This window comes from Enterobacter sp. RHBSTW-00901, from assembly GCF_014103115.1.
GTDB lineage: Bacteria > Pseudomonadota > Gammaproteobacteria > Enterobacterales > Enterobacteriaceae > Enterobacter > Enterobacter cloacae_P.
This window is the reverse complement of the sequence record NZ_JABXPB010000001.1, coordinates 2,817,485-2,831,847: the sequence shown is the minus strand read 5'-3', so window position 1 is coordinate 2,831,847 and position 14,363 is coordinate 2,817,485. Positions and strand designations below refer to the sequence as shown.

The window sequence follows — 14,363 nt, the reverse complement described above, 5'->3', positions numbered from 1 at the left end:
AATACTTTTGCCAAAAGAGAAAAATAAAGAATAAGTGACTGCGCATTCCCATAAATGCGCGAGGAATCTACCACAGGAAGATGACAAATTAAGCATTGTTGTGATGAATGGAAAAACCGGGAAAGGCAGGATTTGTAAACAACATCGGCAACTTATGTTGCCATTGATTTACGCCAGGTGTTGCAGGCTCAACATTTTATTAAAGAGGGGCGGTTGCCCGCCCCTCTCAGGTGCGACCTGAACCTGAATTACCGAAGGTATTTCAGGACGGCATCAAGCAGTTGCAGTGCTGCAACAATGAGTTTGAGGATCAGTACAACCATATCCACGACGCTCATACGCGTCTCCTTTTGGTTAAAAGGAGCACGATGCTGGCGTACCTTTCCGCCGCCTGTTGCCAGCACCTGGATTGACATAACACAGTGTGCTCACTTCAGGGGTTCAGGCACTGACGGCACCACCCGTTTCAGCCAGGACTTCGTTGCGCCGGTAAACTGCGGCCCCCTCGCACACTGCGAACACCCTCAGTATAGATAAATACTGTATGCATGAACAGTATTTTATGGACAAAATTCGCCGCGTGATCCATACTCAAAAACGTCAAAATCCGTGCCTGAAATTGCGCGTTCGTCCCCGATCGCGTATACTTCTTGCGTTGACGTAACACAGTGTGTTCTGCGGTTACCAGCCGCAAACCCTGAAAAAAAACCTCGCTTTGGCGAGGTTTTTTTGTTTGCACCACGTAACAAACGAAACGTGATCGTTGACGCATTTTTATGCAGATGAAAATATTTCCATTGTCACGCTGAAAAACCTGTGGTTGTATAAATTCTATCAATGATTCCAAACACAGGTTCCTAATGACTCCATCTATGTTCACCTCGACCCTACTAAAAACTGCGCAACCAGCCGCAGTGGTCGTCGTGCGTGTGGTGGTGGTCGTCGGCAATGCGCCGTAGGGACTGGAACAACACACGATTCCAAAACCCCGCCGGCGCAAACCGGGCGGGGTTTTTCGTTTAAGAACCTCCCCGGAAGGTCGGCCCAGAAGAAAGGACTGGAGCATGGCAAGTTCGGGCACAACATCCATCAGGACGCGTTTTACGGGCGCGCAGTTAATCGTTCATTTACTGGAACGACAGGGCATCACCACGGTTGCGGGTATCCCTGGCGGGACAGTGCTGCCGCTGTATGATGCGTTAAGCCAAAGCACGCAGATCCGTCACGTACTGGCTCGCCACGAGCAGGGCGCAGGTTTTATTGCGCAGGGTATGGCGCGTACCCAGGGCAAACCGGCGGTGTGCATGGCCTGTAGTGGCCCGGGCGCGACCAACCTGGTGACCGCTATCGCCGACGCGCGCCTCGACTCAATTCCGCTCATCTGCATTACCGGCCAGGTACCGTCCTCAATGATTGGCACCGATGCGTTCCAGGAAGTGGACACCTACGGCATTTCTATCCCCATCACCAAACATAACTATTTAGTTCGCGATATCAGCGAGTTGCCACAGGTTATCAGCGATGCCTTCCGCATTGCGCAGTCCGGCCGTCCAGGCCCGGTGTGGATAGACATTCCTAAGGATGTCCAGACCGCAGAGATCGACATCGACGTCCTGCCTGAACCGGGCGAGCGTGCCCCCGCTCCGGAATTCAGTGCCGAGAGCGTACGCGATGCTGCCGCGATGATTAATGCCGCCAAACGCCCGGTGCTCTACCTGGGGGGCGGGGCGATTAATGCCTCTGAACACATTCGCCAGTTTGCGGAAAAAGCCAGCCTGCCGACCACCATGACGTTGATGGCGCTGGGCATGTTGCCAAAAGCGCACCCGCTGTCACTGGGCATGCTGGGGATGCACGGCGCGCGCAGCACCAACTACATCCTGCAAGAGGCGGATTTGCTGATTGTAATGGGCGCACGTTTTGATGACCGGGCGATTGGCAAAACGGAGCAGTTTTGCCCGAACGCGAAAATTATTCACGTAGATATCGACCGCGCCGAGCTGGGCAAAATCAAGCAGCCGCACGTGGCGATTCAGGGTGACGTTGCCGAGGTGCTGGCGCAGTTGATCCCGCAAACGGACACCACCAGGCGTGAAGAGTGGCGTCAGCTGGTTGCCGGGCTGCAACAGGAATTTCCGGGGGCGATCCCAACCGAGGGCGATCCACTGAGCCACTACGGGCTGATTAACGCCGTGGCTGCCTGCGTGGATGACAACGCGATCATCACCACTGACGTGGGCCAGCATCAGATGTGGACGGCCCAGGCCTACCCGCTGAACCGTCCGCGTCAGTGGCTGACCTCTGGCGGGCTGGGGACGATGGGCTTTGGCCTGCCTGCGGCGGTGGGGGCTGCGCTCGCCAACCCTGATCGCAAGGTTATCTGCTTCTCCGGCGACGGTAGCCTGATGATGAATATTCAGGAAATGGCGACGGCGGCCGAAAACCAGTTAGACGTGAAAATCATTCTGATGAACAACGAAGCACTGGGGCTGGTGCATCAGCAGCAGAGCCTGTTCTACAAGCAGGGCGTGTTTGCGGCGACCTACCCGGGTATGATCAACTTTATGCAGATTGCCGCCGGTTTTGGCCTGCACACCTGCGATCTGAATGCCGAGGAAGATGCGCACGCGGCGCTGCAGGAGGCGATTTCTCGTCCAGGTCCGGCGCTGATCCACGTACGTATCGACCCGGAACAAAAAGTGTATCCGATGGTGCCGCCGGGTGCGGCAAATACTGAGATGGTGGGGGAATAAGCCATGCAGAAACAACATGATAATGTCATTCTGGAACTCACCGTCCGCAACCACCCAGGTGTCATGACACACGTCTGTGGGCTATTTGCCCGCCGTGCGTTTAACGTGGAAGGTATTCTCTGCTTGCCGATTCAGGGCAGCGAGCACAGCCGCATCTGGTTACTGGTCAACGACGACCAGCGTCTGGAGCAGATGATCGCGCAAATCGATAAACTGGAAGATGTTACCAATGTGGCACGTAACCAGTCCGATCCCGCCATGTTTAACAAAATTGCAGTGTTCTTCGAATAAATCGCTCATAGCTTGAACACCCACGCGCTTATCGTTAAGGTAAGCGCGTTTTTTTATCCGCCAGGAACGCGTTATGACCACCATCGCCCTTATCGACGATCACCTGATTGTCCGCTCCGGATTTGCTCAGCTTCTCAGCCTTGAACCTGATTTTCAGGTGGTGGCGGAGTTTGGCTCTGGCCGCGAGGCGCTTTCTGGTCTGCCCGGGCGCGGGGTGCAGGTCTGTATCTGCGATATCTCGATGCCGGATCTCTCCGGCCTGGAACTACTAAGCCAGCTGCCGAAAGGAATGGCGACGATTATGCTCTCGGTTCACGACAGCCCGGCGCTGGTGGAGCAGGCGCTCAATGCGGGCGCGCGCGGGTTCCTCTCCAAGCGCTGTAGCCCGGACGAGCTGATTGCCGCCGTGCGCACCGTCTCGACCGGTGGCTGCTACCTGACGCCGGATATTGCCATCAAGCTGGCGGCAGGACGTCAGGATCCACTGACGAAACGCGAGCGGCAGGTGGCAGAAAAACTCGCGCAGGGAATGTCGGTAAAAGAGATTGCTGCTGAGCTGGCGCTGTCGCCAAAAACCGTACATGTTCACCGCGCCAACCTGATGGAAAAACTCAACGTCAGCAACGATGTCGAGCTGGCACGCCGTATGTTTGATAGCTGGCAATGAACTCTGTGTTTTCACGGCTGATCGCCGTCGTTGCCAGCTTTTTCATCTTCTCTGCCGCATGGTTTTGCCTGTGGAGCATCAGCCTGCATCTGGTCGAACGCCCGGAGCTGGCGGTGCTGCTGTTCCCGTTTGGTCTGCGTCTGGGGCTGATGTTGCAATGCCCGCGCGGCTACTGGCCGGTACTGCTGGGTGCGGAGTGGCTGATGCTGGTCTGGCTGGCGCAGGAAGTGGCGCTGGCGCATCTGCCATTATTGATGACCGGAAGCGTGCTGACGCTGCTTCCCGTGGCGCTTACCTCCCGCTATAGATACCAGCGGGACTGGCGAACCCTGCTGCGTCAGGGAGCGGCGCTGATGGCCGCCGCGCTGCTGCAATCCCTGCCGTGGATTGGTGAGAAGCAGATGCTCAATGCGCTTCTGCTCACCCTCACGGGTGGCCTGACGCTCGCGCCGACCTGCCTGGTTATCTGGCACTATCTCACCAGCACCGTCTGGCAGCCGCTGGGACCGGCGCTGGTTTCGCAACCGGTGAACTGGCGAGCCCGGCATCTCATCTGGTATCTGCTGCTGTTTGTGGTGAGTCTGTGGCTTCAGCTTGGCCTGCCCGCTGAACTTTCACGCTTTACGCCGTTTTGCCTGGCGCTGCCAATCATCGCCCTTGCCTGGCACTACGGCTGGCAGGGGGCACTCATCGCCACGCTGATGAACGCCATCGCGCTGATTGCCAGCCAGACCTGGCACGATCACCCCGTTGATTTACTGCTCTCGCTGCTGGCGCAGAGCCTGACCGGGCTGCTGCTCGGAGCGGGTATTCAACGTCTGCGTGAGCTGAACCAGTCCCTGCAAACCGAGCTGGCGCGTAATCGTCGTCTGGCGGAGCGCCTGCTGGAAACTGAGGAGATTGTCCGGCAGGAGGTGGCGCGCGAGCTGCATGACGATATCGGCCAGACCATCACCGCCATTCGTACTCAGGCGGGTATTGTTCAGCGTCTGGCGGCGGAAAATACGGGCGTGAAGCAGGGTGGCGCACATATCGAACAGCTTTCGCTTGGAGTGTATGACTCGGTGCGTCGTTTGCTCGGAAGACTGCGCCCGCGCCAGCTGGATGACCTGTCGCTTGAGCAGGCGGTGCGTTCCCTGATGCGTGAGATGGAGCTGGAAAGCCGCGGTATCGTCAGCCATCTCGACTGGCATATTGATGAACGGGCGCTGAGCGAAGGCCAGCGCGTGACGCTGTTCCGCGTCTGCCAGGAGGGGCTGAACAATATCGTTAAACACGCCAGTGCCAGCGCGGTGACGCTGCAGGGCTGGCAACAGGACGAACGCCTGATGCTGGTGATTGAAGACGATGGCTGCGGCTTACCGCCGGGTTCCGGCCAGCAGGGGTTTGGCCTGGCGGGGATGCGCGAGCGCGTCACGGCGCTGGGCGGTACGCTGATGATTTCCTGCACTCACGGCACGCGCGTCAGCGTCAGTTTGCCGCTGCGTTATGCATAAGGACTGAGCATGTTTAAAATGCCTGCCAATGCGGCTCCGATAAGTGATAAAGCCGAAATTGATGCCCGCTATCGCTACTGGCGACGCCATATTCTGGCAACCATCTGGCTCGGCTATGCGCTGTTTTACTTCACCCGCAAAAGCTTTAACGCCGCCGCGCCGGAAATCCTCGCCAGCGGCGTGATGGCTCGTACCGATATCGGCCTGCTGGCGACGCTGTTTTACATCACCTACGGCTTGTCGAAGTTTTTCTCCGGTATCGTCAGCGACCGCTCCAACGCCCGCTATTTTATGGGCGTTGGGCTGATTGCCACCGGCGTAGTAAATATCCTGTTCGGCTTTTCCACCTCGCTGTGGGCGTTTGCGCTGCTGTGGGCGCTAAACGCCTTTTTCCAGGGCTGGGGCGCGCCGGTCTGCGCGCGTTTACTTACCGCCTGGTACTCGCGCAACGAGCGCGGCGGCTGGTGGGCAATATGGAACACGGCGCATAACGTTGGTGGGGCGCTGATCCCGATGGTGGTGGGCGCGGCGGCGTTGCACTATGGCTGGCGCGTGGGGATGATGATTGCCGGTGGTCTGGCAATTATCGCCGGGTTGTTCCTCTGCTGGCGCTTGCGCGACAGGCCGCAAACTGTGGGGTTGCCTGCGGTGGGGGACTGGCGGCACGACGAGCTGGAAGTCGCCCAGCAACAAGAAGGTGCGGGGCTGACCCGTAAAGAGATCCTCACCAAATATGTGTTGTTGAATCCATACATCTGGCTGCTGTCGCTGTGTTACGTGCTGGTTTACGTGGTACGTGCGGCGATCAACGACTGGGGCAACCTGTACATGTCCGAGACGCTCGGCGTGGATCTGGTGACCGCCAACTCGGCGGTGACAATGTTCGAGCTGGGCGGGTTTATCGGTGCGCTGGTGGCGGGCTGGGGCTCAGACAAGCTGTTTAACGGTAACCGTGGCCCGATGAACCTGATCTTCGCCGCCGGGATTTTGCTCTCTGTTGGCTCGCTGTGGCTGATGCCGTTTGCCAGCTACGTGATGCAGGCGGCATGCTTCTTCACCACCGGTTTCTTTGTGTTTGGCCCGCAGATGCTGATCGGCATGGCGGCGGCGGAGTGCTCGCACAAAGAGGCAGCGGGTGCGGCAACGGGTTTTGTTGGGCTGTTTGCCTACCTCGGTGCATCGCTCTCCGGCTGGCCGCTGGCGCGGGTGATCGACACCTGGCACTGGAGCGGATTTTTCGCCGTGATTGCCATCGCCGCCGGGATTTCGGCGCTGTTGCTGCTACCGTTTTTGAATGCCCAGTCGCCACGCGGAGCCAGTGAAGCGTGATGTGCCTCACCTTTTCGTCCCGAATGGCGCAAAACTAAGATATTTTCCCGGTTTCACCTGGACGGTGTCTCAGGCGTCGCTCCCGGCTGATTTTTACAATGCCTGCCATTCGCAGGTATAAAAATCAGCTCAGGAGATACCCATGCTGGCCTTTCTGAACCAGGTGCGTAAGCCGACCCTGGATCTGCCGCTCGATGTGCGGCGCAAAATGTGGTTCAAACCGTTCATGCAGTCCTATCTGGTGGTCTTTATCGGCTACCTGACCATGTACCTGATCCGCAAAAACTTTAACATCGCGCAGAATGACATGATCTCCACCTACGGGCTGAGCATGACGCAGCTGGGGATGATTGGTCTGGGCTTCTCCATCACCTACGGCGTGGGTAAAACGCTGGTTTCCTACTACGCAGACGGTAAAAACACCAAGCAGTTCCTGCCGTTTATGCTGATCCTCTCCGCCATCTGTATGCTCGGCTTTAGCGCCAGCATGGGCGCGGGCTCTGTCAGCCTGTTCCTGATGATCGCCTTCTATGCCCTGAGCGGTTTTTTCCAGAGCACCGGCGGCTCGTGCAGTTACTCCACCATCACCAAATGGACGCCGCGTCGTAAACGTGGCTCTTACCTCGGGATGTGGAACATCTCCCACAACCTCGGTGGTGCGGGTGCGGCAGGCGTGGCGCTGTTTGGGGCGAACGTCCTGTTCGACGGCCACGTGATCGGCATGTTTATCTTCCCGTCGATTATCGCCCTGATCGTTGGTTTTATCGGTCTGCGCTTCGGCAGTGATTCCCCTGAATCTTACGGCCTCGGCAAAGCCGAAGAGCTGTTCGGCGAGGAGGTCAGCGAAGAGGACAAAGAGACCGAAGAAAACGAGATGACCAAATGGCAGATCTTTGTTGAGTACGTGCTGAAAAACAAAGTGATCTGGCTGCTGTGCTTCTCCAACATCTTCCTGTACGTGGTGCGTATCGGTATCGACCAGTGGTCGACCGTGTATGCCTTCCAGGAGCTGAAGCTCTCCAAAGAAGTCGCGATCCAGGGCTTTACCCTGTTTGAAGTGGGCGCGCTGGTCGGCACGCTGCTGTGGGGCTGGCTCTCAGACCTTGCCAACGGCCGTCGTGCGCTGGTGGCCTGCGTCGCGCTGGCATTGATTATTGCCACTCTGGGCGTTTATCAACACGCCAGTAACCAGTACGTCTACCTGGCGTCCCTGTTCGCGCTTGGCTTCCTGGTGTTTGGCCCGCAGTTGCTGATCGGCGTAGCGGCCGTTGGCTTCGTACCGAAAAAAGCGATCGGCGCTGCCGATGGGATTAAGGGCACCTTCGCTTACCTGATCGGCGACAGCTTTGCCAAGCTCGGTCTGGGGATGATCGCCGACGGCACGCCAATCTTCGGCCTCACCGGCTGGGCGGGCACCTTCGCGGCGCTGGATGCTGCAGCCATCGGCTGTATCGTTCTGATGGCAATGGTTGCCGTGCTCGAAGAACGTAAGATCCGCCGTGAAAATCGTGCGCAGAAGCAGAAATTGAAAGCGGCCTGAGTGTGCAGGTGACTTCTTTGCCCGGTGTGTGATGCCGGGCTTTTTTATTCGCGTATTCACGTCCTAACCCAGAACATAAACATCCCCTGTCGACGGGGAGACGACTTCCGGTAACCACAAATTGCCCCATTTACCCGTACAATGGCAGCCCATTATGTTGTCTGGTTTTAGGTTGTGCAGAAACTGCCTGACTGCCCAGAGCTTATGTGGCGACGCACAGCGTAGATGGAAACCACCGAAAAGCGCATGAACGTGATTTATGCCGGTTATTCTCTGGCAGTGACGCACAATATCAATCAGCCCCCGATGCCCACAACCGATAAAAATGACCAGACCACGGTCGGATTTATAGATCAAAACCCCTTCATCGTTTACATAATCCACTTTCGTATTCTTGCTACCGATAACACCGTAGGCGTGCGGTTTGGCGACAGGGATCTCTCCTGACCACATAAAGCGTTCCCCAATATGGAGTGGGGTACTGCTGTATTCCATGCCATAACGTGAATAATCATTATTCAGCGACAATTTTTTTATTCTGGCGGTATAGCCTGAAAACCTTACTGCCGCATAGCGCTCACTGGCTACCTGGGGATGGCATATGATCCGGCATTTTTCAGGTAACCACGGAACACCACCACAATGGTCATAGTGGCCGTGCGAGAGCACAGTTGCGGTTAGACTGGTCAAATCGATGCCCATCAGGCCTGCATTGTGCAGAAAGCTATCATCAGGTCCGGTATCAAACAGAATTGAATCTCTTTCATCCTGTATCAACAGACTGAGCCCTGCTTTAGCCCGTAGTAAATTTTTAGCGTTGGGGTTCGGTCGGTTTTCCAGCAGAACGCTGATTTTTATGGACATGTTCGCTCTTCCCTGGCGTCAATATTCGTTATCGGCGGGTATGATTTTTATCGACAATACACCATTGATATACTGCTTTACTCCATGCGCCTCAAACTTCTGAAACATGAATAATCCCGGGCATTTCCATGTGGTACTGGTGGAGGGGGTTACGCTCTCTGACTGGTCTCCAGCAACACCCGCCTCAGCCACGCCTGCGCCGGGTTTCGGTGTGTGCGACCATGCCAGGCCATGCTCTTGGTAAACCCCTGCACCGCAACAGGCGTATCACACACAAATATCCCCGTCCGGTTTTCCGCCATTCGCTCCGGCACCACGGCGATCATGTCGCTGATGGCCAGCACATCCGGCAGCACCAAAAAGCTGCTCACCGATAACCCGACGTGGCGTTTTCGGCCCATCTTCGCCAGCGCGTCATCGGTCACACCGTGAAAGCCCTCACCTTCATAAGAGACCAGCACATGCTCCAACGCACAAAAACGGTCTGGCGTCAGTGGTTTTCCGGCATCAGGGTGATCGGCACGCATCATACAAACGTACCGTTCATCATAAAGCGCGCGGCTGTGGAGTTCGTCCGGCGTCGTGTGCGGTGTGAGCAGGGCGAGGTCGATTTTTCCCTGCTCAAGTTGAGCAACCAGGCGGTCTGGCTCAACCGGGACGACGCGCACGCGGATAGAAGGGGCCTGTACTTTAAGGGCGGCGATAAATGGCACGACTACCGCGCGCAGGGCGTAGTCGGTCGCGGCAAGGGTGAAAGTCAGGTTGGCGGTGATCGGGTCAAAAGAGACGGGCTGCAACAACACGTCGATGTCCGCCAGGATACGTTTTACGGGAGCAGCAAGCTCTTCCGCACGTGTAGTCGGCACAATGCCGTGCGGGGCGCGGACAAACAGCGGGTCGTCGAAGTAATCCCGCAAACGGTTGAGCATGCCGCTTACTGCGGGTTGAGTAAGCGCAAGACGTGCCGCCGTGCGCGTGACGCTGCGTTCGTCCAGCAGGGCATCCAGCGTTTTCAGCAGGTTAAGATCCAGCGTGCGCAGATCCGCTTTCATGGCGACTTTCCACCTCTTTTCAGTTCACTATTATGGCGCTGCCTGCTGTCGACGCGCTGCGTTTCTCGCTATGATGAGCGACTATTCTAAGGAGAACGCATGGTCTGGATAATGCTGGCAACGCTTGCCGTGGTGTTTGTGGTCGGATTTCGGATCCTGACCTCTGATTCACGCCGCGCAATCAAACGCTTAAGCGAGCGTCTGGGGATCACGCTGGTTCCACTCGAATCGATGATCGACCAGTTTGGTAAAACGCCTGGCAACGAGTTTATCCGCTACCTTGAGCGTCCGGATGAGGCCCATCTGCAAAATGCTGCGCAGGTGCTGCTGATCTGGCAGGTCTGCATTGTCGACGGCAGTGAAGAGAACTTGCATACCTGGCATCGACTGCTGCGTAAAGCCCGTCTGGCTTCGCCCATTACTGATGCGCAAATCCGTCTCACGCTCGGCTTTATGCGTGAAATGGAGCCAGATCCGCAGGAGCTAAACGCTTTCCAGCTACGCTATAACGCGCTGTTCCTGCCGGAAGCTGGCGTTTTTTACCTGCACTGATATCACAAATTGTGATGAAGAGTATAAAGTATCGTCATTAGATTTATACCACTCACGGGCGCACCATCACCTCATCAACGACACGATGAGGTGAACCATGAAACAATCCGCGATTATCTGGCCGAACGACTACCTGCCAGGCACTACCGATAACTTTGCATCCAACGAAATCATCGCCGCCGGGCTGAGTGCGAAAGAAATTTGGGCGCAGCTCAACGACACGACCCTGTGGCCGGGCTACTACAGCAACGCCGACGATATTCGTTTCCACGACGGTAGCGGCCCGGAACTGAGTGCTAACGCCCGCTTTCGTTTCACCACCTTCGGCTTCCCGGTTGAAGCGCTGGTGACGGAATATGTGCCTCCTGTCGAGGGTGAAGCAGCACGTATTGCCTGGCACGGTTGGGTGGAAGGCGATGCGAACGCTCGTCTCGATGTGATCCACGCCTGGCTGTTTGAAGACTTGCCCGGCAACCGCGTGCGCATTCTGACTCAGGAGTCTCAGAAAGGTGTTCCGGCGCAGGAATTAGCGCGCACCGTACCTAACCCGATGATTAACGGGCATCAGGAGTGGATCGTCGGGCTGGCGAATGCCGCGATGCAAGAAAAGTTGTCAAAACGTTAAATTCGTCACATTTTTGATGATAAACTGCGCGACTTTCCCGCACGTTTTACTCTTCAGGTGATGCCATGACAGAACATATCCAGCCCACGACCCGACCGCAGACCAAAGAGGTATCACGCCCCAACTGGTCGGCGGTTTTCTCTGTGGCGTTCTGCGTTGCCTGTCTGATTACCGTTGAGTTTTTACCGGTCAGCCTGCTGACGCCAATGGCGCAGGATCTGGGCATTTCCGAAGGTGTGGCGGGGCAGTCCGTTACGGTGACCGCCTTTGTGGCGATGTTCTCCAGCCTGTTTATCACCCAGGTGATTGGCACTATTGATCGTCGCAAAGTGGTCATCCTCTTCAGCGTGTTGCTGACGGCTTCCTGTCTGCTGGTTTCGTTTGCCAATAACTTCACCCTGCTGCTGCTTGGCCGCGCCTGTCTGGGGCTGGGGTTGGGTGGCTTCTGGGCAATGTCCGCCTCGCTCACCATGCGTCTGGTACCTGCGCGTACGGTACCTAAAGCGCTGTCCGTGATTTTCGGCGCAGTTTCCATTGCGCTGGTGATTGCTGCGCCGCTGGGCAGTTTTCTCGGCGGGATCATCGGCTGGCGTAACGTGTTTAACGCGGCTGCGGTGATGGGTGTCCTCTGCATTCTGTGGGTGTGGAAAGCGCTGCCATCCCTGCCGGGTGAGGCGGCGCATCACAAGCAGAACATGTTCAGCCTGCTCAAGCGTCCGGGGGTGCTGGCGGGGATGAGCGCCATCTTTATGTCTTTTGCCGGGCAGTTTGCCTTTTTCACCTACATCCGTCCCGTTTATATGACGATGGCCGGTTTTGACGTCGACGGTCTGACGCTGGTGCTGCTGAGCTTCGGTATCGCCAGTTTTGTCGGCACCTCGCTGTCGTCCCAGTTCCTGAAGCGCTCGCTGAAAGTGGCGCTGGCGGGTGCGCCGCTGGTGCTGGCCATCAGCGCGACTGTGCTGGTGCTGTGGGGCAGTGATAAGTGGGTCGCGTCGGCGATTGCGATTATCTGGGGCTTTGCGTTTGCGCTGATACCGGTCGGCTGGTCGACGTGGATCACCCGCTCACTGGCCGATCAGGCGGAAAAAGCCGGGTCGATTCAGGTGGCGGTGATCCAGCTGGCTAACACCTGCGGCGCGGCCGTGGGTGGCATCGCTCTGGACCATTTGGGGCTGACGTCACCGCTGGTGCTTTCTGGCACGCTGATGCTGCTGACTGCGCTGCTGGTGGCGGGGAAGGTTAAGGCGAAGTAATGGGGTAGGGTACGTGTATATTGGTTGATAAATAGCCATCTTCTCAATATACTTGTACCGTAAGTTGTACAGGAGGAAGTATGCAGGTTGTGACTTTTACCGAGGCACGTAGCCGACTCAAAGATGTGCTGGATGACGTGAATGAGAATGTCGAAACGACCATCATTAGCCGCCGCAACGGTGGAGATGCGGTTGTCATGTCTCTCCAGCATTACAACTCGATGATGGAGACTATCCATCTGATGAATTCCCCAGCCAACGCCAGCCGACTGATGGAATCAATCGCTCAGGCAAACAGTGGAAAAACAACACAGAGGGATCTGATAGATGACCAGGCTACTGATTTGGACTGATAACGGCTGGGATGATTACCTGTGGTGGCAGGAACAAGACAAGAAGACGCTTCGTAGAATCAATAAGCTGATTGAGGATGCGAAGCGTCAACCGTTTGACGGACTGGGTAAGCCTGAACCGCTCAAAGGCAACCTTTCAGGATACTGGTCACGGCGGATCAACGATACTGACCGTCTGGTTTATGGTGTGACGGATAGCGCACTCACCATTTTAATGTGTCGCTATCACTATTATTCGTAATCACACCGATGTCTGAACCCGCCTTCTCGAATCCATCGAAATCAGCACGACTGACGACACGATCAGCAGCGTCCCCAGCCAGTCTGGCAGGGTGAACGCCACGCCAAGCAGCACAACCGACAACAACGCACTGCTCAGCGGCTCAGCGCAGCTCAGAATGCTCGCCTTCGGCCCGCCAATCATCTGCGCGCCTTTCAGATACAGGCTGAATGTCAGCGCCGTGCCGATCACCACCAGATAGAAGAATGCCAGCAGCAGGCTGCCGTCGATCACAAACGTGGTGCCGCGCCCGGCGTAGAACGGCGTCAGCATTAACCCGGCAATCAACATGCTCCAGCCGACAATCGGCAGCGTGCCGTAGCGGGCGATCAGCGTCGAGGGGTAAGTTGTATAGAACGCGGCGGCAAACGCCGAGGCGATACCGAAGAACAGCGCGGCAGGCGAGATCGAGAGCGACGTCGGATCGCCGTGGGTAACCAGCAGGAAAGTGCCGATAAGCGAGGTCATGATCGCCGACAAGACAAACACGCCCGGGCGCTTTTTCCGCGCCAGTGCAAACCACGCCACAATAATGGTCGGCGACAGGAACTGCAGTACGGTGGCCGTGGCGGCGTTGGATTTTTCAATCGTCAGCAGGAAGGTGAGCTGCACGGTGAGCGCGCCAACCAGCGAGAAAATCAGCAGGCTGATGGCGTCTTTGCGGTTTTTGATGACCTGGAAAATCTTGTCACCGTGAACGAAGGAGAGCGTTAACAGGATCACGCCAGTGAACAGCAGGCGGATCATGGTCAGATACGGGGAGGAAATCTGGCTTTTCTCCATGATGTACTGCGCGCAAACGCCTGAACTTCCCCATAAAACAGCAGCGATCAGGACGTTCAGCATCCCTTTACGTGTGGAACCCATGCTCTCCCCTGTGATGATGATTTTTTTCTAGCATAACATGGGAGCTTTGTACGACGGTGTGTATCGTGAACGTTCTGAAAAAACAGCGTGAAGCCAGGGCTTCACGCTTAATAATCTTCCATACAATCCACCTGACCCACTGCCGCCCAGTAGTTGTCCAGGTTGTCACGTTTTACGGCGGTGATGGCATTTTTGATCAGCAGCCGGTTGGCCTCAGACGACAAAATCATGTCCTGCCATTCTTTATCACTTTGCTTTTTCTGTGGCGTGCAGGTTTTCTTAATATCCTTAAGGACTTGTTGTTCTATTTGTTTATCTTTCGCCGGGTCGTCCTTCTCCTGAGCGTGGACAAACGCGGCAAACAGCAGGCAGACGAGCAGGCAAACAAGGTGTGCAGATTTCATTGAAACCTCCGGTAATAGTCACATGCTTCTTCTG

Annotated in this window: 17 protein-coding genes; 12 read left to right on the top strand and 5 right to left on the bottom strand. The window is 56.4% G+C overall.

All coding sequences use genetic code 11. The annotated features are described in order from the left end of the window. Positions 1–248: 248 nt before the first annotated feature. Positions 249–338 (bottom strand): type I toxin-antitoxin system toxin TisB, encoded by a 90-nt coding sequence (gene tisB, locus HV318_RS13660; protein ID WP_182273167.1) that lies wholly within the window; start codon positions 336–338, stop codon positions 249–251. Positions 339–860: 522 nt separating this feature from the next. Here tisB and ivbL point away from each other — a divergent pair. The 7 genes from ivbL to uhpT all read left to right on the top strand — a co-directional run bounded on the left by ivbL (position 861) and on the right by uhpT (position 8,076). Beyond that, on the top strand, positions 861–959 hold the full coding sequence (ivbL, locus tag HV318_RS13655) for an ilvB operon leader peptide IvbL (RefSeq protein WP_182273166.1): 99 nt from the start codon (positions 861–863) through the stop codon (positions 957–959). Positions 960–1,064: 105 nt separating this feature from the next. Continuing rightward, positions 1,065–2,753, top strand: coding sequence for an acetolactate synthase large subunit (ilvB, locus tag HV318_RS13650; RefSeq protein ID WP_182273165.1), 1,689 nt, complete (start codon positions 1,065–1,067; stop codon positions 2,751–2,753). Positions 2,754–2,756: 3 nt separating this feature from the next. After that, positions 2,757–3,044, top strand: a complete 288-nt coding sequence (gene ilvN / locus HV318_RS13645) for an acetolactate synthase small subunit (RefSeq protein ID WP_182273164.1) — start codon at positions 2,757–2,759, stop codon at positions 3,042–3,044. 73 nt (positions 3,045–3,117) lie between these two features. Then, the gene (gene uhpA, locus HV318_RS13640) at positions 3,118–3,711 is read left to right on the top strand and encodes a response regulator transcription factor UhpA (RefSeq protein ID WP_182273163.1); all 594 of its coding nucleotides are present in this window, start codon (positions 3,118–3,120) and stop codon (positions 3,709–3,711) included. After that, positions 3,708–5,207 (top strand): signal transduction histidine-protein kinase/phosphatase UhpB, encoded by a 1,500-nt coding sequence (uhpB, locus tag HV318_RS13635; RefSeq protein ID WP_182273162.1) that lies wholly within the window; start codon positions 3,708–3,710, stop codon positions 5,205–5,207. The genes uhpA and uhpB overlap by 4 nt, the downstream gene beginning before the upstream one ends. Positions 5,208–5,216: 9 nt before the next feature. Further along, the gene (locus HV318_RS13630; RefSeq protein WP_182273161.1) at positions 5,217–6,536 is read left to right on the top strand and encodes an MFS transporter; all 1,320 of its coding nucleotides are present in this window, start codon (positions 5,217–5,219) and stop codon (positions 6,534–6,536) included. A 142-nt stretch (positions 6,537–6,678) separates the two neighbouring features. Continuing rightward, complete coding sequence (gene uhpT / locus HV318_RS13625; protein WP_182273160.1) at positions 6,679–8,076, top strand: hexose-6-phosphate:phosphate antiporter UhpT; 1,398 nt, start codon at positions 6,679–6,681, stop codon at positions 8,074–8,076. 63 nt (positions 8,077–8,139) lie between these two features. On the opposite strand, the gene HV318_RS13620 is transcribed toward uhpT, so the two are convergent. After that, the gene (locus tag HV318_RS13620) at positions 8,140–8,940 is read right to left on the bottom strand and encodes an MBL fold metallo-hydrolase (RefSeq protein ID WP_182273159.1); all 801 of its coding nucleotides are present in this window, start codon (positions 8,938–8,940) and stop codon (positions 8,140–8,142) included. 149 nt (positions 8,941–9,089) lie between these two features. Continuing rightward, positions 9,090–9,992 (bottom strand): LysR family transcriptional regulator, encoded by a 903-nt coding sequence (locus HV318_RS13615; protein WP_182273158.1) that lies wholly within the window; start codon positions 9,990–9,992, stop codon positions 9,090–9,092. Positions 9,993–10,091: 99 nt separating this feature from the next. Between HV318_RS13615 and HV318_RS13610 the strand changes: the two genes are divergently transcribed. The 5 genes from HV318_RS13610 (at position 10,092) to HV318_RS13590 (ending at position 13,019) form a co-directional block, all read left to right on the top strand. Beyond that, the gene (locus HV318_RS13610; protein ID WP_182273157.1) at positions 10,092–10,544 is read left to right on the top strand and encodes a DUF1198 domain-containing protein; all 453 of its coding nucleotides are present in this window, start codon (positions 10,092–10,094) and stop codon (positions 10,542–10,544) included. A gap of 97 nt (positions 10,545–10,641) precedes the next feature. Further along, positions 10,642–11,169 (top strand): SRPBCC family protein, encoded by a 528-nt coding sequence (locus HV318_RS13605; RefSeq protein WP_182273156.1) that lies wholly within the window; start codon positions 10,642–10,644, stop codon positions 11,167–11,169. 65 nt (positions 11,170–11,234) lie between these two features. Then, positions 11,235–12,425: a purine ribonucleoside efflux pump NepI gene (gene nepI, locus HV318_RS13600; protein WP_182273155.1), complete on the top strand. Its 1,191-nt coding sequence runs from the start codon at positions 11,235–11,237 to the stop codon at positions 12,423–12,425. An 80-nt stretch (positions 12,426–12,505) separates the two neighbouring features. Next, positions 12,506–12,778, top strand: a complete 273-nt coding sequence (locus HV318_RS13595) for a type II toxin-antitoxin system Phd/YefM family antitoxin (protein ID WP_182273154.1) — start codon at positions 12,506–12,508, stop codon at positions 12,776–12,778. Further along, positions 12,753–13,019, top strand: coding sequence for a Txe/YoeB family addiction module toxin (locus HV318_RS13590; protein ID WP_020686436.1), 267 nt, complete (start codon positions 12,753–12,755; stop codon positions 13,017–13,019). The genes HV318_RS13595 and HV318_RS13590 overlap by 26 nt, the downstream gene beginning before the upstream one ends. Here the strand turns inward: HV318_RS13590 and HV318_RS13585 are convergent, their stop codons facing one another. Both HV318_RS13585 and HV318_RS13580 read right to left on the bottom strand, forming a co-directional pair. Then, positions 13,020–13,925 carry a DMT family transporter gene (locus HV318_RS13585; protein WP_182273153.1) on the bottom strand — a complete coding sequence of 302 codons (906 nt, stop codon included), beginning with the start codon at positions 13,923–13,925 and terminating at the stop codon, positions 13,020–13,022. Between the two features lie 107 nt (positions 13,926–14,032). Next, positions 14,033–14,329, bottom strand: a complete 297-nt coding sequence (locus HV318_RS13580) for a YicS family protein (RefSeq protein WP_182273152.1) — start codon at positions 14,327–14,329, stop codon at positions 14,033–14,035. Positions 14,330–14,363: the final 34 nt, after the last annotated feature.

What these genes read in the sequence shown, in the direction of transcription:
- uhpT (WP_182273160.1), top strand. Translation starts at nt 6,679, where the DNA reads ATGCTGGCCTTTCTGAACCAGGTGCGTAAGCCGACCCTGGATCTGCCG.
- nepI (WP_182273155.1), top strand. Translation starts at nt 11,235, where the DNA reads ATGACAGAACATATCCAGCCCACGACCCGACCGCAGACCAAAGAGGTA.
- HV318_RS13580 (WP_182273152.1), bottom strand. Translation starts at nt 14,329, where the DNA reads ATGAAATCTGCACACCTTGTTTGCCTGCTCGTCTGCCTGCTGTTTGCC.
- uhpA (WP_182273163.1), top strand. Translation starts at nt 3,118, where the DNA reads ATGACCACCATCGCCCTTATCGACGATCACCTGATTGTCCGCTCCGGA.
- HV318_RS13620 (WP_182273159.1), bottom strand. Translation starts at nt 8,940, where the DNA reads ATGTCCATAAAAATCAGCGTTCTGCTGGAAAACCGACCGAACCCCAAC.
- HV318_RS13605 (WP_182273156.1), top strand. Translation starts at nt 10,642, where the DNA reads ATGAAACAATCCGCGATTATCTGGCCGAACGACTACCTGCCAGGCACT.
- ilvB (WP_182273165.1), top strand. Translation starts at nt 1,065, where the DNA reads ATGGCAAGTTCGGGCACAACATCCATCAGGACGCGTTTTACGGGCGCG.
- tisB (WP_182273167.1), bottom strand. Translation starts at nt 338, where the DNA reads ATGAGCGTCGTGGATATGGTTGTACTGATCCTCAAACTCATTGTTGCA.
- HV318_RS13615 (WP_182273158.1), bottom strand. Translation starts at nt 9,992, where the DNA reads ATGAAAGCGGATCTGCGCACGCTGGATCTTAACCTGCTGAAAACGCTG.
- ilvN (WP_182273164.1), top strand. Translation starts at nt 2,757, where the DNA reads ATGCAGAAACAACATGATAATGTCATTCTGGAACTCACCGTCCGCAAC.
- HV318_RS13610 (WP_182273157.1), top strand. Translation starts at nt 10,092, where the DNA reads ATGGTCTGGATAATGCTGGCAACGCTTGCCGTGGTGTTTGTGGTCGGA.
- ivbL (WP_182273166.1), top strand. Translation starts at nt 861, where the DNA reads ATGACTCCATCTATGTTCACCTCGACCCTACTAAAAACTGCGCAACCA.
- HV318_RS13585 (WP_182273153.1), bottom strand. Translation starts at nt 13,925, where the DNA reads ATGGGTTCCACACGTAAAGGGATGCTGAACGTCCTGATCGCTGCTGTT.
- HV318_RS13590 (WP_020686436.1), top strand. Translation starts at nt 12,753, where the DNA reads ATGACCAGGCTACTGATTTGGACTGATAACGGCTGGGATGATTACCTG.
- HV318_RS13630 (WP_182273161.1), top strand. Translation starts at nt 5,217, where the DNA reads ATGTTTAAAATGCCTGCCAATGCGGCTCCGATAAGTGATAAAGCCGAA.
- uhpB (WP_182273162.1), top strand. Translation starts at nt 3,708, where the DNA reads ATGAACTCTGTGTTTTCACGGCTGATCGCCGTCGTTGCCAGCTTTTTC.
- HV318_RS13595 (WP_182273154.1), top strand. Translation starts at nt 12,506, where the DNA reads ATGCAGGTTGTGACTTTTACCGAGGCACGTAGCCGACTCAAAGATGTG.